Annotated in this window: 19 protein-coding genes; 8 read left to right on the top strand and 11 right to left on the bottom strand. The window is 74.1% G+C overall.

The window, feature by feature from the left end; all coding sequences use genetic code 11:
* The first annotated feature begins 69 nt into the window (after positions 1-69).
* Entirely contained in the window at positions 70-744 is a 675-nt protein-coding gene (locus tag ABZ354_RS07270) for an SGNH/GDSL hydrolase family protein (RefSeq protein ID WP_358653883.1), read from the top strand.
* Between the two features lie 161 nt (positions 745-905).
* On the top strand, positions 906-1,898 hold the full coding sequence (locus ABZ354_RS07265; RefSeq protein ID WP_358653881.1) for an aldo/keto reductase: 993 nt from the start codon (positions 906-908) through the stop codon (positions 1,896-1,898).
* Between the two features lie 160 nt (positions 1,899-2,058).
* On the opposite strand, the gene thpR is transcribed toward ABZ354_RS07265, so the two are convergent.
* From thpR to ABZ354_RS07250, 3 genes are all read right to left on the bottom strand, one after another.
* Entirely contained in the window at positions 2,059-2,634 is a 576-nt protein-coding gene (thpR, locus tag ABZ354_RS07260; protein WP_358653879.1) for an RNA 2',3'-cyclic phosphodiesterase, read from the bottom strand.
* 310 nt (positions 2,635-2,944) lie between these two features.
* Positions 2,945-4,369 carry an MFS transporter gene (locus tag ABZ354_RS07255; protein ID WP_358653877.1) on the bottom strand — a complete coding sequence of 475 codons (1,425 nt, stop codon included), beginning with the start codon at positions 4,367-4,369 and terminating at the stop codon, positions 2,945-2,947.
* Between the two features lie 26 nt (positions 4,370-4,395).
* Positions 4,396-4,833 carry a MarR family transcriptional regulator gene (locus tag ABZ354_RS07250; RefSeq protein WP_358653875.1) on the bottom strand — a complete coding sequence of 146 codons (438 nt, stop codon included), beginning with the start codon at positions 4,831-4,833 and terminating at the stop codon, positions 4,396-4,398.
* Between the two features lie 154 nt (positions 4,834-4,987).
* On the opposite strand from ABZ354_RS07250, the gene ABZ354_RS07245 reads away from it, so the two are divergent.
* Complete coding sequence (locus ABZ354_RS07245) at positions 4,988-5,170, top strand: ribbon-helix-helix protein, CopG family (RefSeq protein WP_358653873.1); 183 nt, start codon at positions 4,988-4,990, stop codon at positions 5,168-5,170.
* Between the two features lie 142 nt (positions 5,171-5,312).
* Here ABZ354_RS07245 and ABZ354_RS07240 read toward each other — a convergent pair whose 3' ends face one another.
* The gene (locus ABZ354_RS07240; protein WP_358653871.1) at positions 5,313-6,761 is read right to left on the bottom strand and encodes an NCS2 family permease; all 1,449 of its coding nucleotides are present in this window, start codon (positions 6,759-6,761) and stop codon (positions 5,313-5,315) included.
* Between the two features lie 151 nt (positions 6,762-6,912).
* Here ABZ354_RS07240 and ABZ354_RS07235 point away from each other — a divergent pair, with 151 nt between their 5' ends.
* A complete protein-coding gene (locus tag ABZ354_RS07235) occupies positions 6,913-7,227 on the top strand; it encodes a DUF2530 domain-containing protein (RefSeq protein WP_358653869.1) in 315 nt (104 codons plus the stop codon).
* Between the two features lie 133 nt (positions 7,228-7,360).
* Positions 7,361-9,796, top strand: coding sequence for an HAD-IC family P-type ATPase (locus ABZ354_RS07230; RefSeq protein ID WP_358653867.1), 2,436 nt, complete (start codon positions 7,361-7,363; stop codon positions 9,794-9,796).
* Between the two features lie 116 nt (positions 9,797-9,912).
* Here the strand turns inward: ABZ354_RS07230 and ABZ354_RS07225 are convergent, their stop codons facing one another.
* A complete protein-coding gene (locus tag ABZ354_RS07225; protein ID WP_358653865.1) occupies positions 9,913-10,773 on the bottom strand; it encodes a DUF5707 domain-containing protein in 861 nt (286 codons plus the stop codon).
* A gap of 365 nt (positions 10,774-11,138) precedes the next feature.
* The gene (locus ABZ354_RS07220; RefSeq protein WP_358653863.1) at positions 11,139-14,318 is read right to left on the bottom strand and encodes a molecular chaperone Hsp90; all 3,180 of its coding nucleotides are present in this window, start codon (positions 14,316-14,318) and stop codon (positions 11,139-11,141) included.
* A gap of 398 nt (positions 14,319-14,716) precedes the next feature.
* Here ABZ354_RS07220 and ABZ354_RS07215 point away from each other — a divergent pair, with 398 nt between their 5' ends.
* Positions 14,717-14,989: a hypothetical protein gene (locus ABZ354_RS07215; protein WP_358653861.1), complete on the top strand. Its 273-nt coding sequence runs from the start codon at positions 14,717-14,719 to the stop codon at positions 14,987-14,989.
* A gap of 49 nt (positions 14,990-15,038) precedes the next feature.
* Here ABZ354_RS07215 and ABZ354_RS07210 read toward each other — a convergent pair whose 3' ends face one another.
* Positions 15,039-15,671: an HAD family hydrolase gene (locus tag ABZ354_RS07210; protein WP_358653859.1), complete on the bottom strand. Its 633-nt coding sequence runs from the start codon at positions 15,669-15,671 to the stop codon at positions 15,039-15,041.
* A gap of 371 nt (positions 15,672-16,042) precedes the next feature.
* Positions 16,043-17,212 carry a hypothetical protein gene (locus ABZ354_RS07205; protein ID WP_358653857.1) on the bottom strand — a complete coding sequence of 390 codons (1,170 nt, stop codon included), beginning with the start codon at positions 17,210-17,212 and terminating at the stop codon, positions 16,043-16,045.
* 205 nt (positions 17,213-17,417) lie between these two features.
* Between ABZ354_RS07205 and ABZ354_RS07200 the strand changes: the two genes are divergently transcribed.
* Together ABZ354_RS07200 and ABZ354_RS07195 are read left to right on the top strand one after the other, a co-directional pair.
* Positions 17,418-20,009 carry a helicase C-terminal domain-containing protein gene (locus tag ABZ354_RS07200; protein ID WP_358653855.1) on the top strand — a complete coding sequence of 864 codons (2,592 nt, stop codon included), beginning with the start codon at positions 17,418-17,420 and terminating at the stop codon, positions 20,007-20,009.
* A gap of 288 nt (positions 20,010-20,297) precedes the next feature.
* On the top strand, positions 20,298-20,681 hold the full coding sequence (locus tag ABZ354_RS07195; protein ID WP_358654323.1) for a cold-shock protein: 384 nt from the start codon (positions 20,298-20,300) through the stop codon (positions 20,679-20,681).
* Positions 20,682-20,707: 26 nt separating this feature from the next.
* Here ABZ354_RS07195 and ABZ354_RS07190 read toward each other — a convergent pair whose 3' ends face one another.
* The 3 genes from ABZ354_RS07190 to ABZ354_RS07180 are packed head-to-tail and all read right to left on the bottom strand — an operon-like array spanning position 20,708 to position 22,741.
* Positions 20,708-21,571 carry a 1,4-dihydroxy-6-naphthoate synthase gene (locus tag ABZ354_RS07190; protein ID WP_358653853.1) on the bottom strand — a complete coding sequence of 288 codons (864 nt, stop codon included), beginning with the start codon at positions 21,569-21,571 and terminating at the stop codon, positions 20,708-20,710.
* The gene (locus ABZ354_RS07185; protein WP_358653851.1) at positions 21,561-22,298 is read right to left on the bottom strand and encodes a futalosine hydrolase; all 738 of its coding nucleotides are present in this window, start codon (positions 22,296-22,298) and stop codon (positions 21,561-21,563) included. The genes ABZ354_RS07190 and ABZ354_RS07185 overlap by 11 nt, the downstream gene beginning before the upstream one ends.
* A complete protein-coding gene (locus ABZ354_RS07180; protein ID WP_358653849.1) occupies positions 22,268-22,741 on the bottom strand; it encodes a DUF2771 domain-containing protein in 474 nt (157 codons plus the stop codon). The genes ABZ354_RS07185 and ABZ354_RS07180 overlap by 31 nt, the downstream gene beginning before the upstream one ends.
* Between the last annotated feature and the right edge of the window lie 116 nt (positions 22,742-22,857).

Below are 22,857 nucleotides of genomic sequence, written 5' to 3'. Positions count from 1 at the left end.
CACGGAGCGTGGCCGGATTCACATTCCGTCGGGGCGGCCGGGGGCACGCCGATCCCCCATCATGAGCGGATGCTCAGGTTCATGCCCGTCGGTGACTCGATGACGATCGGCAGCGCGGGCGAACACACGTGGCGCTACCGCCTCTGGCAGCACCTCTGCGCCACCTACGGCGGCCCGTTCACGCTCGTCGGCCCGCGCGAGACGCTGTACGACAAGACCGCCGACGCCCCCACGTCGTACGCGTACGCCGACCCGGACTTCCCGCGCGCCCACCTGGCCGGCTGGGGCGAGGGCTGGCTGCACATGGCCCCGCTGATCGGGGAGGCCGTCCGCACGGCCCGCGCGGACATCCTGCTCGTCTCCCTCGGCCTCATAGACCTCGGCTTCTACACGAACGCCGAACAGACGGCGCAGCACGCGCGCGAGTTCATCGCCGAGGCCAGGGCCGCCCGGCCCCGGATCAGGATGGTGCTGCTGCCGGTGATACCCAACATCCGCGCCGAGCACGACGCCCCGTTCGCCGACGAGGTCACCCGCTTCAACGAACTCCTCGCCAAGACGGCGGCCGACCTGGACGAACCCCGCTCCCCCCTCCTCCTGGCGTCGCCCTTCCCCTCGTACGACATCCACACGGACACCTACGACGGCACGCACCCCAACGACAGCGGCGAACACCGCATCGCGGCGGCCTTCGCGGACGCGATGCACCAGGGCTGGGACCTGGGCAAGGCCTACGACGTGTGACCAGTCCCGGCCGACTCGCCGTCACCGCGCAGGGCGTCGCGCCGCGCGGCTGCACCAGGGCGGCCCGGCAGGGGCGAGAGCCACGACCGCCGCCCCCGGAGGCCGACGTCCGCCCTGGGGTGCTTGCCTAGAGCGCGCTTCAACGCGTTGGCTTGTGGACCATGAAGTACACGCAGCTCGGACGCACCGGACTCAAGGTCAGCCGCCTCGTCCTCGGCACGATGAACTTCGGCCCGCAGACCGACGAGGCCGACAGCCACGCCATCATGGACGCGGCGCTGGACGCGGGCATCAACTTCTTCGACACCGCCAACGTGTACGGCTGGGGCGAGAACAAGGGCCGTACCGAGACCATCATCGGCAACTGGTTCGCCAAGGGCGGTGACCGCCGCGACAAGGTGGTCCTCGCGACCAAGGTGTACGGGAACATGGCCGCCGACGGCGAGCCGTGGCCCAACCACGACAAGCTGTCCGCGCTCAACATCCGGCGCGCGGTGGACGCGTCGCTCAAGCGGCTGCAGACCGACCGCATCGACGTCTACCAGTTCCACCACATCGACCGCAGCACTCCCTTCGAGGAGATCTGGCAGGCCGTCGACGTGCTGGTGCAGCAGGGCAAGATCCTGTACGCCGGGTCCTCCAACTTCCCCGGCTACAAGATCGCCCAGGCCAACGAGGCCGCCGCCCGCCGCGGCGGCACCATCGGGCTGGTCAGCGAGCAGTGCCTCTACAACCTCGCCGAGCGCCGCGCCGAGATGGAGGTGATCCCGGCCGCGCAGGACTACGGCCTCGGCGTCATCCCGTGGTCGCCGCTGCACGGCGGGCTGCTCGGCGGGGTCATCAAGAAGGAGGTCCAGGGCGGCCGGCGTGCCTCGGGAAGGGCGGCCGACACCCTCGCCGACCCGGCCGGACGCGCCCAGATCCAGGCGTACGAGGACCTGCTCGACAAGCACGGCGTGGCACCGGGCGAGGCCGCGCTGGCGTGGCTGCTGACCCGGCCGGGCGTGACGGGGCCGATCGTCGGGCCGCGCACCGTCGGGCAGCTGGAGTCGGCGCTGCGGGCCGTGGAACTGGAGCTGCCGGAAGAGCTGCTGACGGGGCTCGACGAGGTCTTCCCCGGTCCCGGGCCGTCCCCCGAGGCGTTCGCCTGGTAATTGCAGAGCCGGCAGCGGGCCTTGCCATCAGGGCCCGCTGCGGGGCGGGGGCGGCGCGCGCTACCTTCCGAGCGCCGCCGCCACCGCCACCGCGGCGAACATCAGCACGAGCACACCGGCCATGATCCGGTTCCGGGTCTTCGGGTCCACGTCCCCGAGCCTAACCGGCCGCGCCCAGTGGCCAACGGGCGACCGCCTCGTACCGGGGCTGTTCACCGGGCACGCCGGACTGCGGCAGGGTGCTGCGGACCAGGGCCATGTCACGCACGGTCCATGTACGGGACGTGAAGCCGTCCAGGGCCGCCAGGTACGGTCCCGCGTCGACCGCGCCCCGGCCCCGCGCCAGCGTGAGGTGGGGCTTGTCGTACGGCCGGTGCTCGCCACTCGGCACGCCCGCCCTGCGCCCGGCGGCCCCGGCGCGGTCGGCCAGCAGGCGCAGGGTGGCCAGGTCGCCCTGCGCGCCTGCCCACAACGCCCGCCCGTGCCCGAACTGCCCGCCGCCGCGCAGCGCCAGCGGGAAGGGCCCGGTGCGGTGGGCGGCCCGCTCCAGCCGGGCCGACAGGTCCGGTACGAGGGCGTCGTCCACCTCGCCGTAGAAGGCCAGCGTGAGGTGCCATCCGGGCCGGCCGGTCCAGCGCAGGCCGTCGGCGCCCGGCAGCGCGCGCAGTACGCCGACCTCGGCGGCCAGTTCCCGCGTGACGTCCTCCGGGGGCAGTACGGCGGCGAAGAGTCTCATGGGCAGCAGTCTTCCAGCGTCCCTGTCCACACCCGTGAAGTGGGACGAGCCCCCGCGCGGCCGACGCGTCCACCGCGTCCACCGCGTCCGGCCGAAGGCCACGGACGCCCACCGCGGCGGCGGACGGCGTGACGGCGGGCGATCCGCCCGTCACGGCCACCGCGGTGCCGGGCGGATCGGTCGCGCACAGCGCGGACGCGAGCGGCATCGGACGCGGCGGTCGCGGACGGCCCGGACGCCGCGGTGACGGGCGGCGCGGACGGGAACGGCGCGGACGCCGCGGTGACGGGCGGCGCGGTCGCGTCCGCCGTCACGCCACGGGTGCCAGTGCCTCCTGCCGCTCCCTGGGGACGAACCGTACGTGGGGGTGGCCGTGGTACCAGCCCACCGAGAGGCGCAGGCCGCCCGCGCGGGCCAGGACGAGGGCGATGACCGCCGCCGCCGTGGCCGCCACCGCACCCCCGGCCGCGAGGCCGATGCGGGCGCCGTAGGTGTCGGTGACCCAGCCGACGATGGGCGCGCCGACCGGGGAGCCGCCGAGGAAGACCATCATGTACAGGGACACGACGCGGCCCCGCATGGCCGGGTCGGTGGCCATCTGGATGGTGGTGTTGGCGGTGACGTTGACCGTCATGCCGAACAGGCCCAGCGGGATCATCAGCAGCGCGAACATCCACAGCTCCGGGACGGCGGCGGCGACCATCTCGATCGTGCCGAAGACCATCGCCGCGGCACTCAGCACGCGCAGCCGGGCGGTGCCGCGCCGGGCGGCCAGCAGCGCGCCCGTGACCGAACCGACCGCCATCAGGGTGTTGAACATGCTGTACGCGCCGGCGCCCGCCGCGAAGACCTCGTCGGCGAAGGCGGAGATGTAGACGGGGAAGTTGAAGGCGAACGTGCCGACGAAGCCGACCAGGACGATCGGCCAGATCAGGTCGGGGCGCCCGGCGACGTAGCGCAGGCCCTCGCGGAGCTGGCCCTTGCCGCGCGGGGCGCGCTCCACGGGGTGCAGCTCACGGCCGCGCATCAGGAGCAGGCCCACGATGGGCGCGACGAACGACAGGCCGTTGGCGAGGAACGCCCAGCCCGTGCCCACGCCGGTGATCATGAGGCCGGCGACGGCGGGGCCGACGAGGCGGGCGGACTGGAAGTTGGCCGAGTTGAGGCTGACCGCGTTCTGCAGCTGTCCGGGGCCGACCATCTCGGAGACGAAGGACTGGCGGGCCGGGTTGTCCACGACCGTGGCGAGGCCGACCGCGAAGGCCGCGACGTACACGTGCCACACCTCGACGTGCCCGGTGAGCGTGAGGAAGGCGAGAGCGAGGCCGGTGAGGGCCATCGAGGACTGGGTGCACAGCAGGGCGGGCCGCTTGGGCAGGCGGTCGACCAGGACGCCGCCGTAGAGGCCGAAAAGGAGCATCGGCAGGAACTGGAGCGCCGTGGTCACACCGACGGCGGTGGAGGAGCCGGTGAGGCTGAGCACCAGCCAGTCCTGGGCGATGCGCTGCATCCAGGTGCCGGTGTTGGAGACGACCTGCCCGGCGAAGAACAGGCGGTAGTTCCTGATCCGCAGCGAACTGAACATCGAGGCGCGCCCCGGGCGCCCGGCGGCGGGCCTCTTACCGGGGGTGTCCGGCCTCTTGCCGGGGGTGTAGGGCTTCTCGTCGAGGATGTCGGGCTTCTCGTCGGGGGTGTGCGGTGCGGGGGCGGAGTGTGCTCCGGGTCCCGTACTCAACAGCGTCGCCTCCTCGTGGGCAGTGGTTACAGGTGTGCGAGCTTCTCCAGCACGGGGGCGGCGGCGCGGATCTTCGCCCACTCGTCCTCGTCCAGGTCCTCCACCAGGGCGGCCAGGAACGCGTTCCGCTTGCGGCGGCTCTCGTCGAGCATCGCCATGGCCTGCTCTGTCTGGGTGACGACCTTCTGCCGACGGTCGTCCGGATGCGGCTCCAGGCGGACCAGGCCCTTCGCCTCCAGCAGCGCGACGATGCGGGTCATCGACGGCGGCTGGACGTGTTCCTTGCGGGCGAGCTCGCCCGGGGTGGCGCTGCCGCAGGTGGACAGCGTGCCGAGCACCGACATCTCGGTGGGGCTGAGCGACTCGTCGACCCGCTGGTGCTTGAGTCGACGGGACAGCCGCATCACGGCGGAGCGCAGGGAGTTCACGGCGGCTACGTCGTCGCCATGGCTAAGGTCCGGCATCTTGTTAGCCTAACTCATTACTCTGACTAAGGACCATCGGCGACACGTCGGGGCGCCTGTGACTCCGGACACCGCATCCCCGCCGTCACCCGTCCGAGTGAGTCATGTCCGGAAAGCGGCAGTCTCGGGACCCGCTGCGGTGACCCTCGTGTGCATGGCGACCAGCGTGCTCAGCCTGCGGATGGACGAGGAGCTGCTCGAACGGCTCCGGCACCGCGCTGCCGTAAGAGGAATGAGCGTCCAGGACTACGTGATCCGCACACTCACTCGCGACGACTTCGACGAGCGGTTCCGGACCGCCGTCGAGGAGACGGAAAAGCTCCACGGGTTCACGTGACCCCTGCTCGACCCGCTCCCGTCCGGCCCGCTCCTCCTGCCCGGCCCGCACCCCTCGCAGGCCCGCACCCGTCCCGCCCGCCCGGCCCCCTCCCACCCGTGCAGGGCCGCGTCCTGCCGGCGCCCCGCCGGGCCGGGCCCCGTCAGGTCAGGCCCAGAGCCGGCATCAGGTAGTAGAAGCCGAACACCCCGGCCACCACGTACATCGCCACCGGGACCTCCCGGCCGCGCCCGGCAGCCAGGCGCAGCACCACGAAGGTCAAAAAGCCCATGCCGATGCCGTTGGTGATCGAGTAGGTGAACGGCATCATCATCATCGTCACGAAGGCCGGAACGGCGATCGTGTGGTCCGCCCAGTCGATCTCCGTGACCGAACCGGCCAGGATCAGGAAGCCGACCGCGACCAGCGCGGGCGTCGCGGCCTGGGACGGCACCATGGTGGCGACGGGCGTGAGGAACAGCGCGAGGGCGAACAGAGTGCCCGTGACGACGTTCGCGAAGCCGGTACGGGCGCCCTCGCCGACACCGGCCGTGGACTCCACGAAGCAGGTCGTCGCCGAAGAGGACGTGGCGCCGCCCGCGGCGACCGCGACGCCGTCCACGAACAGCACCCTGCTCATGCCGGGCATCTGACCCCGCGCGTCGGTCAGCTTCGCCTCGTCACTGACGCCCATGATCGTGCCCATGGCGTCGAAGAAGCAGGACAGCAGCACGGTGAAGACGAACAGGACGCCGGTCAGCAGGCCGACCTTCCCGAAGCCGCCGAACAGGCTGACCTCGCCGATCAGCCCGAAGTCGGGCGTGGCGACCGGGCTGCCCGGCCACTCCGGCGTCGTCAGACCCCAGGACGGCACGTCGGCGACCGCCTGCACGATCACCGCGACGACCGTCATGACGACGATCGAGACGAGGATCGCGCCGGGCACCCTGCGCACGATGAGCGCCAGCGTGAGCAGCGCGCCGAGCACGAAGACCAGCACCGGCCAGCCGTCGAGGTGACCGCCGGTGCCGAGCTGGAGCGGGACGGTGGTCTCGGCGGCGTCCGGCATGCGCGTGACGAAACCGGAGTCCACCAGGCCGATCAGCATGATGAACAGGCCGATGCCGATCGCGATGGCCTTGCGCAGCCCGTGGGGCACGGCGTTCATGACGCGCTCGCGCATACCCGTGGCGACCAGCAGCATCACCACGAAGCCGGCCAGGACGACCATGCCCATGGCGTCCGGCCAGGACATCCGGGGCGCGAGCTGGAGCGCGACGACCGAGTTCACGCCGAGGCCCGCGGCCAGCGCGATGGGCACGTTGCCGACGACGCCCATGAGGAGGGTGGTGAACGCCGCCGTCAGCGCCGTCGCCGTCACCAGCTGGCCGTGGTCCAGGTGGTGCCCGTCCATGTCCTTCGCGCCGCCCAGGATGATCGGGTTCAGCACGATGATGTAGGCCATCGCGAAGAAGGTGGCGAAGCCGCCGCGGATCTCGCGGGGCAGGCTGCTGCCCCGCTCGGAGATCCTGAAACGGCGGTCGAGGGCGCCCCGCGGCGGCCGGGAGGGCTGCTCGGGCGAGAGGGCCTTGGCGAGGGCCGAGGTGGGCATGCGGAACCTCATCACCGGCGGACTTCCCCCGAGCCGCTTTGGCGTTTCCTACGAACAGAAATGGACAGAGACAAACGGTTTCAGTATGAACACACCGTCGCCGGACCGCCATCTGCGCGCGTAGACCCGATCACCTCGTAAGCTGTGCCGCATGGCGAAGTGGACCCCCAGGCACGAGGCGCCGGAGCCCCTGGAGGGCCCCGTTGTCGCCACCATCACCGGCGGCACCATCCTCTGGTTCGTCCTCTTCCTCGCGCAGCTGCCCTTCTACGGCTGGTTCGACGACCGCGACCTGACCTGGTGGGTGTGGACCTGCCTGGCCGGCGCCGGTCTCGGCCTCATCGGCATCTGGTACGTGCGCCGGCGCGACGCGGCGATCACACGGGCGGCGGCCGGACAGTCCGCCGCCCCCACGGGGCCGGCGGCGGAGCAGGCCGGGCGGCCCCCGGCCACGTCGGCCGAATAGCCGCCTCGCTCCTCCCCCGGTACCGGCCCGTTCCACCCTCCACCGCGCCCTCCCCTCCCGCCGGCAGGCCCCGATCGGGACCTTCGGAGCGCTCGCCGCGTGAAGCGGTCGTCGCGCACGTACCGTCGAAGGCATGACGCATCCCGACGCGGGCGCCGACGTCGGTGACGTGCCGCCCGCGTCCGCGCCCTCCCCGTCCTCCGCGTCCGGGTCGGCACCCGTGGCGGGCCTGACGGCCGCCGGGGTCGCCGAGCGGGTCGCGCGCGGCCAGGTCAACGACGTGCCGGTGCGCAGCAGCCGCTCCACCCTCGACATCGTCCGCGCCAACGTCTTCACCCGGTTCAACGCGATCATCGGCGTGCTCTGGGTGATCACGCTGTGCGTCGCGCCGATCCAGGACGGCCTGTTCGGCTTCGTGATCCTCGCCAACACCGGCATCGGCATCGTCCAGGAGTGGCGGGCGAAGCGCGCCCTCGACTCGCTCGCGCTGATCGGCCGGGTCAGACCCACCGTCCGGCGCGAGGGGACGGCCACCGCGGTCGGCACGTCCGAGATCGTGCTGGACGACGTCATCGAGACCGGGCCGGGCGACAAGATCGTCGTGGACGGGGTGTGCGTGGAGGCGGACGGACTGGAGATCGACGAGTCGCTGCTGACCGGGGAGGCGGACCCGGTGGGGAAGCGGCCCGGGGATCAGGTCATGTCGGGCAGTTTCGTGGTGGTGGGCGCCGGAGCGTACCGGGCGACGAAGGTGGGGCGGGAGGCGTACGCCGCGCAGCTCGCCGAGGAGGCCTCCCGGTTCACGCTGGTCCACTCCGAGCTGCGCTCCGGGATCTCCACGATCCTCAGGTACGTGACGTGGATGATGGTGCCGACCGCGATCGGCCTGATCTCCAGCAGGCTCGTCGTGAAGGACAACGACGTCCGGGACTCCGTGGCCCGTACCGTCGCCGGCATCGTGCCGATGGTCCCGGAGGGCCTCGTCCTGCTGACGTCCGTCGCCTTCGCGATCGGAGTGGTCCGCCTTGGCCGGAAACAGTGCCTGGTGCAGGAGTTGCCCGCGCTCGAGGGACTCGCCCGCGTCGACACCGTCTGCCTGGACAAGACGGGCACGCTCACCGAGGGCGGCATGGACGTCACGGGGCTCATCCCCCTCAACGGCGCGGACGAGGCGCGGGTGCGAGGCGTGCTGGGCGCCCTGGGCGCGTCCGATCCGCGGCCGAACGCCTCCCTGAAGGCGATCGTCGACGCCTACCCGGCTCACGGCGGGTGGCGCGCGACGCGGGTGCTGCCGTTCTCCTCCGCCCGCAAGTACAGCGGCGCCACCCTCACCGGCGGCGAGAGCGGCGCCGGCGGTGACGGACCGGGCGTCACGTGGCTGCTGGGGGCGCCGGACGTGTTGTTGCCGGACGGCGATCCGGCGCTCGCGCGCACGGAGCGGCTCGACAGGGAAGGGCTGCGGGTGCTGCTGCTGGCGCGGGCGGTCCGCGCTCCGGACGATCCCGGGGTCGCCCGGGGTGCCGAGCCGGCGGCGCTGGTCGTGCTGGAGCAGCGGCTGCGCCCGGACGCCGCGGACACGCTGCGGTACTTCGCCGAGCAGAACGTCCGCGCGAAGGTCGTCTCCGGGGACAACGCGGTGTCGGTGGCCGCCGTCGCGAGCCGGCTGGGGCTGTCCGGGTCGGTGGTGGACGCGCGGCGGCTGCCCGGGGAGCGGGGCGCGATGGTCACCGAGCTGGAGGAGGGCACGGTGTTCGGGCGGGTCACGCCGCGGCAGAAGCGGGACATGGTGGGCGCGCTGCGGGCGCACGGGCACACGGTCGCGATGACCGGGGACGGCGTGAACGACGTACTGGCCCTGAAGGACGCCGACATCGGGGTGTCGATGGGGTCGGGCTCGGAAGCCGCGCGGGCCGTCTCGCAGATCGTGCTGCTGAACAACAGCTTCGCCACGCTGCCGTCGGTGGTCGCCGAGGGCCGCCGGGTGATCGGCAACATCACGCGCGTCGCGACCCTGTTCCTGGTGAAGACGGTCTACTCGGTGCTGCTCGCGCTCATGGTGGCGGTGTCGAGGGTCGAGTACCCGTTCCTGCCGAGGCATCTGACCCTGCTGTCGACGCTGACCATCGGCGTCCCCGCGTTCTTCCTGGCGCTCGCGCCCAACAAGGAACGGGCACGGCCGGACTTCGTACGGCGGGTCATGCGGTACGCGATTCCCGGCGGCGCGGTGGCGGCGCTGGCGACGTTCGCGACGTATCTGATCGCCCGGGAGCACTACACCGGGCCGGGGGCGCTGGACGCGGAGACCAGCGCGGCGACGCTGACGCTGTTCCTGGTCTCGATGCGGGTGCTGGCGATCGTCGCCCGGCCCTACACGTGGTCGCGGATCGCGCTGGTGGCCGCGATGGGCGCGGGATTCCTGCTGGTGCTGGTGGTGCCGTCGTTGCAGGACTTCTTCGCGCTGAAGCCGGCCGGCGTGACGATGCCGTTGGTCGCGGTCGGCGTCGCGGCGGTGGCGGCGGCCACCCTGGACCTCACCTGGAGATGGGTGGACCGCCGCGACCCGGCGTAACCGTCACCGCACGCGGCCGGCACAAACGTTTCCGCCCGTGTTTCCGCCTGCCTTCCGGCCTGCGGGGACCGCGCACGACGACCGTACGCGCTTACTGCGCCCGCCTACTGCGCCTCTTACTGCACGTCGACGAAGTCACCCGCGGCGTTGACCGCCGGGGTGGTCGTGGTGCCGGCGAAGGACCAGCGCCAGTAGCCGTCCGTGGCGGCGGTGACCGTGGTGCTGAGGTTGCCGGTCGAGTTGGTCTTGATGGTCTTCACCGTGCTGTAGGTGCTGGAGTCCTTCTTGCGGAACTGCAGCTTCACGGACTGGCCGGTGTAGCCGTGGTACTCGAAGTCCTCCCAGTTGGCCCGGGACAGCTTGCCCGTGACCGTGATGGTCTTGCCCTTCTTCACGGGCTCCGGGGAGGCGTTGACGGTCTGCTTGGAGTACCGCTGGACCGTGTGGGTCGTGTGGAAGTCGTTCCAGTACACGCTCTCGTCGCCCGCGAGCACGCCCACGGTCACCTTCCAGGTGCCGGCGAGGGCGTTCATGTACAGGTCGGTTCCCGGCAGGGCCGTGACGGTGAGCTTGCAGGTGGACGTGGTGGCGCTGGCGGCCGTGCAGGTCGCGGCCTCCTCGTTCGCCAGCAGCAGGCCGTCGATGTGGTCGAGGTCGGCACCGTGCCACAGGTCCACGTAGGCGTCCTGGACGCCGCTCGGGTGGCTGGCGGTGATCGACACCGTGAAGGTCTTCGCGTAGGTGGTGCCGACGGCGAATCCCTTGCCGGAGTTCAGCGTCACCTTGTCCACGACGGGCTCGCCCTCGACGGCGGACGTGCTGAACGCCGACTTGGACGGGGAGGCGCCGAAACGGTCGGCGGCACTCGGCTTGTTCAGGTTCGCGTCGCCCGGCGTGCCGGCCTGGGCGGCCGGAGCGAGAAGGGCGGAGAGGGCCAGGGCGCCGGTGACGGCGGCCACGGTGGCTCGTATGCGCATGCGATCCCCATGGGGAGAAGTGATGGTGGAGCCTGTTGACTCGAGTGATCAGATGCGCGGGACGACCGAATGGTTGTACGGATGCCAAGAAAATGTGTGCGGGCGCCCACACTCCCCACGCATCGCCCCACCCTCGGGGCCACCCACACCGCACCCGCCGTCGCCACCGACACCGACACCGACGCGTGCCGTCGCCGTCGCCGTCGCCGTCGCCACCGTCTTCGCCGTCTTCGCCGTCACTGCCGCCGGTCTCGGCCGTCCGTGCCGTCTCGGCCGTCCGTGCCGTCCGTGCCGCTGCCGGCGCTGGCGGCAGCGACAGCGGCAGCGGCAGCGGCAGCGGCACGGCAGCGGCGGCAGCAGCAGTGTCAGTCGAACCAGCGGTCCCGGGCCAGTTCCTCCGTCCGGGACGGGTCCTCCAGCAGGGCCGCGACCTCGAAGCGGCGCGGCCACTGGCCGGCCGCCCAGGCGAGACCCGCGGCCACGCCCTCCAGGGTCGCCGCGTGCAGCACGCCGCCCGTCGTCAGGCGCCAGTCCAGCTCCACGCCGTCCACCACGAGTTCCTCGTGCTCGACATACGAGCCCGGGGTACGCGGGCCGAGCAGCACCCGCACCGGGTCCGGTACGTCGTGCTCGGTGCCCTCGGACGTGACCCGGCCCGTGACGGACTCGCTCAGCCGCCGCACCTGGAACAGCTCGGCCAGCTCGGCGGCGTGCGCCGGCCGTACCGGCAGCAGCGGCACGCCCCCGGTGAACGGCAGCAGGTCCGGCGAGTCCACGACGACCGCCTCACCGGCGTCCACGACCTCCACCCGGCCGTCGACCACGGCACGCAGGTCGTCCGGCAGGGTCACCTGCTCCGGGTCCAGCACGGCCAAGGCGCTGTACAGGGCGTGCAGTTGCACGGCGGAGACCTCGCGGCCGGGGTCGGCGAGCCGGTCGAGGAGTTCGGCGGCGCCGCCCGGCTCGTCCAGCAGGGCCGCGACGGAGGTGCGCACGCCCAGCGCCCGCAGCACCTGCTCGTCCTCGAAGCCGGTCGCGTCGGCCTCGTCGTACAGGCCGTGCAGCAGCGGGTCGCCGCCGGCCACCCGCAGACCGGCGGGGCGGCGGCCGTCGAGCACGGGGTGCCCGCGCAGCCACCAGGCGGTGTAGGGCCGTACGACCTCGTGGGTGCCGTCCGGGAGCAGGATGCGTACGGGCTGGGTGATCGCGTCGCGCAGCGGCGGCCGGGCGAGGAGGGCCAGGGCCTGCGGCCACTTGTCGTCGTCCACGAGGTCCAGGTCGCGCACGGCGACGAGCTCGGTGGCGACGGGCGGGACGGGGCTGTCGGGGAACCGGTCGAGGACGTCCTCGGACCACACGTCCACGGCGTCCAGCAGACCGGCGTCGTCCGGCTCGGCGAAGTCGCCCTCGCGGGGCTCCAGTTCGTCGGGGTCGAGGACGACGTCGGTGGCGCGGACGAGCGCGAAGTCGACGAGCACGCCGCAGGCGGCGAGGGGCTGCGCGCCCCACCGCTCGGCGAGCTCCGCGTCGACGGTGGCCAGCTCGCCCTCGCGCATCACCCGGTGGAAAGGGCCGTCGGGGAGGACGAGTTCGCCGGCGGGGGCGAGTTCGCCGTCCTCGTCGGGCAGGGCGAGGGCGCCGAGCCAGGGCTCGTCGCCCGGTTCGAGGCCCGCGTCCCGTACGAGGGCGAGCACCGTGTCGGCCAGTTCCTCGGCGTCGGGCGCGTCCTCCTCCCAGCTCGCGCCGCCCTCGTCGTCCAGGGACGCGGCGACGGCCGCCCGCACCTGCGGCGTGGTGAGCACGGCGCGCGGCGTCGCCGGCAGCGCGCCCAGCTTCTCCAGCAGGGGGTGCGCGGCGTCCGGGTGGGCGACCTTCAGACCGAGCCGGGTCAGCACCTCGGGGTCGGTCCCGGACGCGTCGGACATGCCCGCGGGGCCGCCCGTGCCGGACGTGGGCAGCAGGACCTGCCGGGGCCCGATGGTGGTCCTGCCGTCGGCGAGCGGCACGGGCAGCCCCGACAGCCGGTCGGGGTCGACGCCGGCCAGGCTGTCGTACAGCCGCCGCCACCAGCCGGGCTCCTTCTCCAGGCCGGCCAGCCGGTCGATCGCGTCGGTCAGCGGCACCCGGGCGACGTCCAGGGTGCGCAGCTCCACGCGCCGCTCCAGTCCGGCGGGCAGCAGCGTCGGCAGCACCTCGGCCAGTACGCGCACGGTGTCCGCGCCCGCGCCCTCCACGACCTCGGCGTCCCTCGGCCGCAGCGACTCCGGCAGCTCCGAGTCGTCCTGCGCGGGCGGGACGGCGGGCGGCAGGAACGACGTGCGGGGCAGCCGCTCCAGGATCGCCCGGCGCAGCGCGCCGTCCAGTTCGCCCTTGCCGAGCGGGCCGGGCACGAGGCTCACGATGCCGGTCGTCACGGGACGCCAGTCGGCGAGCAGTCCGGCGTAGGTGTCGGCGGCACGCTGCACGAGGAAGTCGGTCAGCGGTCCGGGCGCGGCGTGCCGGCGGGTGGAGTCCAGCGGGAACGAGGCGATGAGCAGGGCGGGCACGCCGAGCGGCTCGTCGCTGGGCGTGGGCGCGTGGACGACGGCGGCGGTGCGGGGCGCGGCCGGGCTGCCGTCGGAGTCGGCGGGTACGGCCCAGGTGACGGACCAGTGGGGGCGCAGCCGCTCCTCCACGGGCCGGTCGGCGAGCAGGTCGGGCGTGAGCGGGCCGTGCGCGGCGGTGGTGCGCCAGCGGGTGGTGCCGTCCCGGGAGTCCTCCACGACGGTGAGGCCGTCCTCGGTGCGGCGGCGCAGGGTGCGCGTCTCGTGAGCCTCGTGGGACCGGTGTGTCCCGTGGGCGGTCGCGGGGGTTTCGATCACCACCTCCTCCAGGCCCGGCAGGGCCAGCAGGAGCGCGTCGTCCACGGCGTGCAGGAGCCGCTCGGCGAGGTCGGCGGCGGCCGGGTCCCGCAGCGGCAGGACGACGGCCGTGTCGTACGGGTCGGGGGCGCTGCCCTCGGCGGCGAACGGCAGCCGCAGCAGCGGTACGTGACCGTCGCGGCGGCGGACCTCGTCGCCGAGGCCGGGGCTGTGCCGCGCGGTCTCACCGGCCAGGTGACGGGCCTCGGCCAGGGACCAGCGCACACCGCCGTGCCGGCCGACGACGGCGGGCTCGTCGGTGACGGCGAGGACGGCGGCGAAACCGACGCCGAAGCGGCCCACGGAGGGCGTGTCCCGCTTGGCGGAGGCCCGCAGCGTGGACAGCGACTCGACACCGGCCGCGTCCAGCGGGGCACCGGTGTTGGCGGCGACGAGGACACCGGCGCGGAGGGTGAGCCGCAGGCGGCCGGGCACGCCCGCGCGGGCCGCGGCGTCGGCGGCGTTCTGGGCGAGTTCGACGACGAGCCGGTCCCGGTAGCCGCCGAGGACCAGGTCCTCCTCGGCGTTGGCGTCCTCGCGGAACCGGGCCGCGCTGGTGACCCAGGCGTCCAGCACCCCGCGCCGCAGACGTGCCGTACCGAACGGGTCCGCGCCCTCGGGTGCCGGCCGCACGAACTTGCTCACGTTCACTCTCCTCATCGGCGTGACGACGAAGGTACCGCGCCCGGCAGGAGCCGAACTCGCACGCGACGGGGTCGGCGGACGGACGTCGCACCGGGTCCGGAGCCGCGGGGCCTCCGGCAGGGGGGCGGAGGCCCGGCCGGCGAGGCGGAGCCCTGAGGCTGCCGGGTCCGGCTGGAGAAGGGGCGCGGCCCGGCCGGAGGCGGGCACGGGCGCGGCCCGGCTGAAGGGCCGCCCGAGCGCGCGCAGCGGCCCAGCCCGGCCTGCGGACGAGGGCTGCCCGGCGGGCGACGGACGCCGACGCAGCCCGGCCGAGGACGGATACGTGCACACCCGGCCGGAGGCGGGCACGGGCGCGGCCCGGCTGAACGCGGGCACGGGGCGGGAACTAACCTGAGGCCGTGCGCAACGACAACCCCGCGGATGCGGATTACGCCGAGCCCCACGCCGACCCCGCCCCCGGAGACGGGCTGGTGCGGGCCGGCGGCATCGTCTTCATCGTCGGCGCGGTGGCCACGCTCGTCACCGTCGCCCCGCTGTTTCTCGGCACGACGCCCTTCCCGACGTACATGTTCGGGCTGAGCATGCTGATGGCCGTCGGCTTCCTGCTCGCCGGCGCGGGCGTACTGCGCTCCATCGCGGCCGGCCGGCGCCAGGCCCGCGCCTCCGAATAGCGCCGGGCAGGCTCGGACAGACCGAGGTGGGCCGTGGTGGGGCCGGGCGTCAGTCCCGCGCCTCCACATGGGCCGCCAGCCAGGCCGGGAACTCCGTGAGGTCGGCCAGCACCACGTCCGCGCCGGCCCGCCGCAGCTCGGTGGCGTCGCACGGGCCGGTCGCCACCGCCACCGCCAGGGCACCCGCGGTGCGCGCCCCACGCACGTCCCCGAGGTGGTCGCCCACGTAGATCCCCGCGCCGTACTCCCGCAGGGCCTCCGCCTTCTGCTCGGCCCACAGGCCGCCGACCACCGCGTCCGGCTCGATGCCCAGGTGGGCGAGGTGCAGTTTGGCGTTGGGCTCGTACTTGGCGGTGACGACGATCGCACGCCCACCGGCCTGCCGCACCGCCGCCATCGCCTCCCGCGCGCCCGGCATGGCGGGCGACGTGGCGATGGCGGTCGTGGGGTACATCGCGCGGTACATGTCCGCCACGGCCGCCACCTCCCCGTCCGGGAACCAGTGGGCCAGTTCCTCCGCCAGCGGCGGCCCGAGCCGCGTCACCGCGAGGTCGGCGTCGATGTACGTCCCCGTCCGCTCGGACAGCGCCCGGTAGCAGGCGCGGATGCCGGGACGGGAGTCGATGAGGGTCATGTCCAGGTCGAAGCCGACAGTCGGCGCGGAAGAAGTCACACGGCCCATTGTGCCCAGGGGCTACGGCATCGGCGGCGGCGTCCGGAGAACGGACGAGCACCCGAGCCCCGGGCCTCCCCCACGAGGTCCGCCGCCCCGAACTCCCGACGTCCCGAGTCCCGCCCTCCCGACGTCCCCCTTCCCGGCGTCCCAAGGTCCCGGACTCCGGAGTCCCGGACTCCGGGACTCCGAGATCCCGAGCTCCCGAGCTCCCGAGCTCCCGAGCCGCAACGCGTACGGCCACCGCGCTCGCGCCCGTCACCGGTTCCGTCGGGAACACCCCACCGCCACGCGCGCCGCCACCGTTTCCGGCGAGAACACCCCACCGCGACGCGCGCCGCCACCGCCTCCGGCGGGAACACCCACCGCCACGCGCGCCGTCACCGTTTCCGCTGCGACCGCCACACCAGGAACAGCGCCGACGCGACCGCCGCGCCCCGCACCACCCACGGCCAGGTCTCCGCGACCGCGTCGTTCATCCGCCCCTCGGCGATCGGGGCGCCCCAGCGGCCCTCCGTGCGGCCCCACAACCACACCACCCCGGCCGTCGCCGCGAGGCCGGGCAGGACCATGACCGCCCATTTCGTCTCGGTCTGGGTCAGGCGGCGCGAGCTGTAGGCGATGACCCAGCCCAGCAGCAGCGCGTACCACGTGCCGAGCACCGCGCCCGCGACCAGCAGTGCGGCGGCGAGCAGCAGGAAGGGGTTGCTCCAGCCGGCGGAGGGCAGGCGCGGCAGGCGGCGCCGGGGGGCTTGGCCGGAGTCGGTGCCGTCGGCCTTCCCGGACTCCCCGCCCTCGCCGCCGGCGCCCCCTTCCTTCTCCTTGCCGTCCTTGCCGTCCTTCTCCTTGCCGGCGGCCTCGACCTTCTCCTTCGGCGTCTGCGGCCGTTTCAGCAGCTCCGGGATCTCCACGCCGCCGGTGAAGCCGGGGACCTCGTCGCCCACGCCCCAGGGGCTGCTGTCCACCCGCCACCAGTCGGCCTGCGTGGCGCTGTCGCCGAGTTCGTCCTCGCTCGCGCGGTGCGGTGAGGACGGCACGTCGGAGGGCTCGTGCTCGACCGGCGCGGCGGCGGGGCGGGGCCTCGGCACGATCCGGCGGATGCCCTTCACCCGGCCCGTCAGACCCGTCAGACCTGTCAGGCCCGTCAGACCCGTCAGACCCTCCCGGCCCACGCCGTCCCCATCCCCACTCTCACTCGCGCCGCCGCTCCCGCCGGGGCTTCCGCTTCCGCGGTCGCGCTGTACGGGCACAGCCGTGGCCGTCTCCCGCGCGGCGGGGCGGGCCGACGCGGCACCGGCACCGGCGGCGTCGGCGGCGTGGTCCCCGGATCCGGCGGCCTCCACGACCTCGTCGGGGCTGCCGAGCCGGGCCACGATGCGGCGGACGGCGGCCGGGCTGTCGACGGGGGTTCTGGCACGGCGGCGGTCGATCTCGTTGCGCAGGTCGGCGACCAGGCGCATGCGGGTCGCGGACGGCAACTGCCGCTGCTGCGCCACGTCTCCGACGCGGCTCAGATACTCGTAGACGACCTGGTCGCTCTCGATTCCCACGCAGTCCCCTCCGGGGTGGGTGCCGTTCCGTGGACGACCGTAGCGCAGGGCGGCCGACACGCGGGCGGGTCGACGCGGCCCGCCCGCGCGCGTGTCCCAACTCACGGCGGGCCCCGGGCCGCCGCCCGCGTACGACGCGGGCGGGGCGGGTCCGAACGCGGTCACCGCCTCCTCGCGCGCACCCGCACCGGCTACCGTGGTCCGGATGAGCACCGAGGAGAAGCCGACGGCACCCCGTTCGCTCGCGGAAGCGCTCCGCGCCCGCGACGACGCCTCACTGGCCGCCCTCCTGCGCAGCCGTCCCGATCTGATCACGCCCGTCCCGACGGACGTCACGCAGCTCGCCACACGCGCGGGCACGCGCGCGTCGGTGGTGCGGGCCCTGGAGCGGCTGGACCGGTTCGCGCTGCAGACCGCTCAGGCGCTGGCCGTGGCGCCGGACCCGGCCACCTACGACGACCTGCTCGGGCTCATGGCCGGCGACCCGGGCGAGGGGCGGGACCCGGCGGTCGAGGCGGCGCTGCCACGGGCGCTCGGCACGCTGCGCGAGCAGGCCCTGGTGTGGGGCCGCGACGACGTGCTGCGGCTCGTGCGCACCGCCCGCGAGCTGCTCGCGCCCACGCCGCAGCACCCCTCTCCCACCGGGCTCGGGCCGAGCGTGCAGGAGGCGACGGCGGGCATGTCGCCGGGCCGCATCCAGGAGATCATGACCACCGCCGGGCTGTCCTCGACGCACGACGCGGTGTCCGCCGCGGCGTCGCTGACCGCGCTGTTCCGCGACCGGGAGCGGATGGCGGCACTGCTCGCCGAGCTGCCGGACGACTCCCTCGAGGTGCTGGAACGCCTCGTGTGGGGGCCGCCGTACGGCCAGGTCACCGCCGAACCGGCGGCCCGGCTGCGCCGCCTGCTGGACCGCGGGCTGCTGCTGCCGACCGCGCCCGGCACGGTCGTCCTGCCGCGCGAGGTGGCCCTCCATCTGCGCGCGGGCCGCGCGCACCGCACGCCGGAGCCGGTGCCGCCGCCCGTGACGGCCGACGCGACGCACCGCCCGCAGATCGTGGACGCGACGGCGGCCGGGCAGGCGTACACCGCGCTGACGACGGTGGCGGAGCTGCTGAAGGACTGGGACGAGGGCGGCCCGGCCGTGCTGCGGGCGGGCGGCCTCAGCGTCCGCGACCTGAAGCGGACGGCCGTCGCCCTGGGCGTGTCCGAGCCGATCGCCGCCTTCTGGGTCGAACTCGCCTACGCCGCCGGTCTGATCGCCCCCGACGGCGAGGCCGACGAGCGGTACGCGGCGACCCCGGCCTTCGACGCGTGGCGGGAGCTGCCCGCCGCCGAACGCTGGGCGCGGCTCGCCACGGCCTGGCTGACCGCCACCCGCACACCCGGGCTGATCGGCGGACGGGACGCGAAGGACCGCACCCTGTCGGCACTCGGCCCCGGCCTGGACCGCTCCGCGGCGCCCGAGGTACGGCACCGGGTGCTGACGCTGCTGGCCGGGCTGCCGGAGGGAGCCGCGGCGTCGGCCGGGTCGGTGCTGGCCCGGATGCACTGGGAGCGCCCGCCGCGCGGCACGCAACGCGACCACGACGACCTGCGCGCCCGCCTCGCCCGCTGGACCCTGACCGAGGCGGAACTCCTCGGCGTCACCGGCCGCGGCGCCCTGTCCGCCCAGGGCCGGGCCCTGCTGGGCGCGCCCCCGGCGCCGCAGGCCGGCGACCCGACCGGCGCCGGGGCACAGGACCAGGCCGGCGAGCCCGTAGGGCCCGGCGACAAGCTGCCCGTCCACCACCACAGGACGGTGGCCGCCGCCCCCGCCCCCTTCACGCCTCTGTCCTCCGCCGAACAGGCCGCGGCCACCGCCTCCGCCGCCCGCGTGCTGGCCCCGCTGCTGCCCGAACCCCTCGACCACGTACTGCTCCAGGCCGACCTGACGGCCGTCGCGCCCGGCCCGCTGCAACCGCCGCTCGCCGACATGCTGGACGTCCTCGCCGACGTGGAGTCCAAGGGCGGGGCGACCGTCTACCGGTTCACGCCGGCCTCCGTGCGCCGCGCGCTGGACGCCGGCCGGACCGCCGCCGACCTGCACGCCTTCCTCGCCGAGCACTCCCGCACCCCGGTGCCGCAGCCGCTGACGTACCTGATCGACGACGTCGCCCGCCGGCACGGGCATCTGCGGGTGGGCGCCGCCTCGGCGTACGTGCGCTGCGACGACGACGCCGCACTCAACGAGATCATGGCCGACAAACGCTCCGCCGGGCTGCGGCTGCGCCGCCTCGCGCCGACCGTGCTGGCCGCGCAGGCCGACCCGGCCGCGCTGCTGGAGGGCCTGCGCGCGATGGGGTACGCGCCGGCCGCCGAGTCGGCGGAGGGCGACGTGCTGATCGCCCGCGCCGACGCCCGGCGCACTCCGCCGCGCACCGCGCCGCAGCCGGTTCCGGAGGGCCCGCCGGTGCCCGACGAGGCGCTGCTGGCCGCCGCGTTGCGCGCCGTCCGGGCCGGGGACCTGGCGGCGACGGCCCCGCGCAAACCGGCCGACGGCGCCGCCCCCGGGGCGGGCGGCGACCTGCCGCGCACCGGTGCCGCCGAGACCCTCGCCACCATGCAGGCGGCCGTCCTCACCGGCGAGACCGTGTGGATCGGGTACGTCAACGCCGAGGGCGCCGCCAGCCAGCGCGTCGTCGCCCCGGTCCGCGTCGAGGGCGGCTACGTCACGGCGTTCGACCACACCGCCGACGAGGTCCGCACCTTCGCGCTGCACCGCATCACGGGCGTCGCCGAGCTGGCGGACGACTGACGCGACGGGACGGCACGACGAGCGGCCCATCGGGCACGGGCCGCGGCTCTCCCGGGACGTGACGAGTTGCCGGGGGCCACCGGGCATGTGCTGAGATGTGCCTGCCTGCCTCGCCCCTCGCGAGCACGTCCGCCGCCGACCGGGATGCTCTGCCCGGCTGGAGTGGGCGGGCTCGACGGAGGGTACAGAGCTGAGGAGGCTTCAGGGCACGGCGGGCAACAGCGAGCGCCGGATAGCCTGACCTGGGACTACAGTGGTTCGGCTGACTGGTGAGATGGGGTGCGTGCTTTGCCTACCGGCAAGGTCAAGTGGTTCAACAGCGAGAAGGGCTTCGGCTTCCTCTCCCGCGACGACGGCGGCGACGTCTTCGTGCATTCCTCGGTCCTCCCCGCCGGAGTCGAGACGCTCAAGCCGGGCCAGCGCGTGGAGTTCGGCGTGGTCGCCGGACAGCGCGGTGACCAGGCACTCTCCCTCACCCTGCTGGAACCGGCCCCTTCGGTCGCTGCGGCGCAGCGCAAGAAGCCCGACGAGCTGGCGTCCATCGTGCAGGACCTGACGACCCTTCTGGAGAACATCACCCCGATGCTGGAGAAGGGCCGCTACCCCGACAAGGCGTCCGGCAAGAAGATCGCCGGCCTGCTGCGGGCGGTCGCCGACCAGCTCGACGTGTAGGACAGCTGCCGGACGTCCTCCCGTTGTTACGGAAAGTCCAGCGCATCCCGGCCGAGGGGCGGCACCAGCCCCTCGGCCGCCGCACGTGTGAGCAGACCCCGCACGGCGGCGTAGCCGTTCGCGCCGAGGTCGGCGGTGAACTCGTTCACGTACAGCCCGATGTGCTGGTCGGCGACGGCCGGGTCCATCTCCTGGGCGTGCTCCATGACGTACGGGCGGGACGCCTCGGGGTCGTCCCAGGCGGCGCGCACGGAGGTGCGGACGGACTCGGTGAGCAGCCGCAGCGTGTCCTCGCCCAGCGAGCGGCGGGCGATGATCGCGCCGAGCGGGATGGGCAGCCCGGTGGTCCGCTCCCAGTGCTCGCCCATGTCGGCGAGCTTGTGCAGGCCGTAGTTCTGGTAGGTGAAGCGCGCCTCGTGGATGACGAGGCCGGCGTCGACCCCGCCGTCCCGCACGGCCGGCATGATCTCGTGGAACGGCATCACGACGATCTCGCCGACGCCGCCGGGCAGCGTGTCCGCGGCCCACAGCCGGAAGAGGAGATACGCCGTCGACCTCTCGCTCGGCACGGCGACCGTACGGCCGGTGAGGTCGACGTCGGGCTCGCGGGTGAGCACGAGCGGGCCGCAGCCCCGGCCGAGCGCGCCGCCGCACGGCAGCAGCGCGTACCGCTCCAGCACGTACGGCAGGACGGCGTACGACACCTTCAGCACGTCGAACTCGCCGCGCTCGGCCATGCCGTTGGTGATGTCGATGTCCGCGAACGTCACGTCGAGGGCGGGGGCGCCGGGCACGCGGCCGTGGGCGAGCGCGTCGAAGACGAACGTGTCGTTCGGGCAGGGCGAGTAGGCGATCCGCAGCGACGGCGCCTGCTGCTGCTCACTGGTCATGCGGCTTCCAACTCTCCAGTACGGGCGTGAGCTTCCCGAAGCCCTCCGTGAGCGCCGTGAGGGCGTCGCCGATGCGCCAGGCGGCGCGGTCGCGCGGGCCAACCGGGTTGGACACGGCGCGCAGTTCCAGCACGGGCACGCCGTGCGCGGCGGCGGCCTCGGCGACGCCGAAGCCCTCCATGGCCTCGGCGAGGGCACGGGGGTGGCGGGCGCGCAGTGCGGCGGCGCGGGCGGCGGTGCCGGTCACCGTGCAGACCGTGAGGACCGTGCCGGTGCGGGCTCCGGTGGCGTCGGCGACGGCCCGTACGAGGGGCCCGGGCGGGCGGTGGGTGACGACGCCGAAGCCGAGGTCGGTGACCGGCAGGAAGCCGTCGGCGGTGTCGGCTCCGAGGTCGGCGGCGGTGATCTCGTCGGCGAGGACGAGGCACCCGAGGGGCGCGTGCGGCGCGAATCCGCCGGCGATGCCCGCGCTGACGACCAGGTCGTAGGGGGCGCCCCGGAGGGCCGCGGCGGTGAGCGCGGCGGCGGTGTGGGCGGCGGCGCGCGCCGGGCCCACGCCGACGGCGAGGACGTCGGGGCTTACGGGCCCGTGGGCGATGCCGGGGGCGGGTTCGAGGGCGGGGAATGCCTGTGCCACCGCGTCCCGTTCGGGCGGGACCGCGGTGGCCACCAGGACACGGGGACCGGCGGACGTGGTCAGGAGTCCTTCTTCAGCTTGAAGGACCACAGGCCGGTCGCGTCCTTCTCGCCCTCCTTGATGGAGACCAGGGTCGAATTGCCCTGGGCGCCGTACTGGGCGTTGAAGAAGACGCTGCCCGGGATCGTGCGGTACGTCTTGGTGCTGGAGTCCGTGAGCGGCTGGCCGTTCATCAGGATGGTCCAGCCCTGGTCGGCGATGTCCGGGTCGACGCCGAAGCGGACGGTCTCGTCGGGGTCGACGGAGATCGACTCGATGCCCGTCTTCTTCAGGCACGTGGAGACGGCGTCGGTCTTCAGGACGTCGCCCGCGCCCCCGCAGGTGGCTTCCCCACTGACCGACGAACTGCCGACGGTCACCGTGGCCAGCGGGGTCGGCTTGTCACACGCCGAGAGGACGAGCAGTCCGGCGGATACGGCGCCGGCGGCGGCGACGGCGCGGCGGCGTCGCACAGCGGATTGCAACGAGGTCATGGGCGAAGGCTATCGGGCACACCCACCCGTCTCCCCACGAGGGGGCGGCGCGCCGCGTCCGGCGTGGGATTCGGGAGGCGCGCCGGGGACGGTTCGAGGCCGATCCGGGGGACGCG

The sequence above is a fragment of the Streptomyces sp. NPDC005925 genome, from assembly GCF_040638805.1.
In the GTDB taxonomy this organism is placed as follows: domain Bacteria; phylum Actinomycetota; class Actinomycetes; order Streptomycetales; family Streptomycetaceae; genus Streptomyces.
The sequence above is the reverse complement of the archived record's forward strand: the minus strand, read 5'-3'. Positions and strand labels throughout refer to the sequence as shown.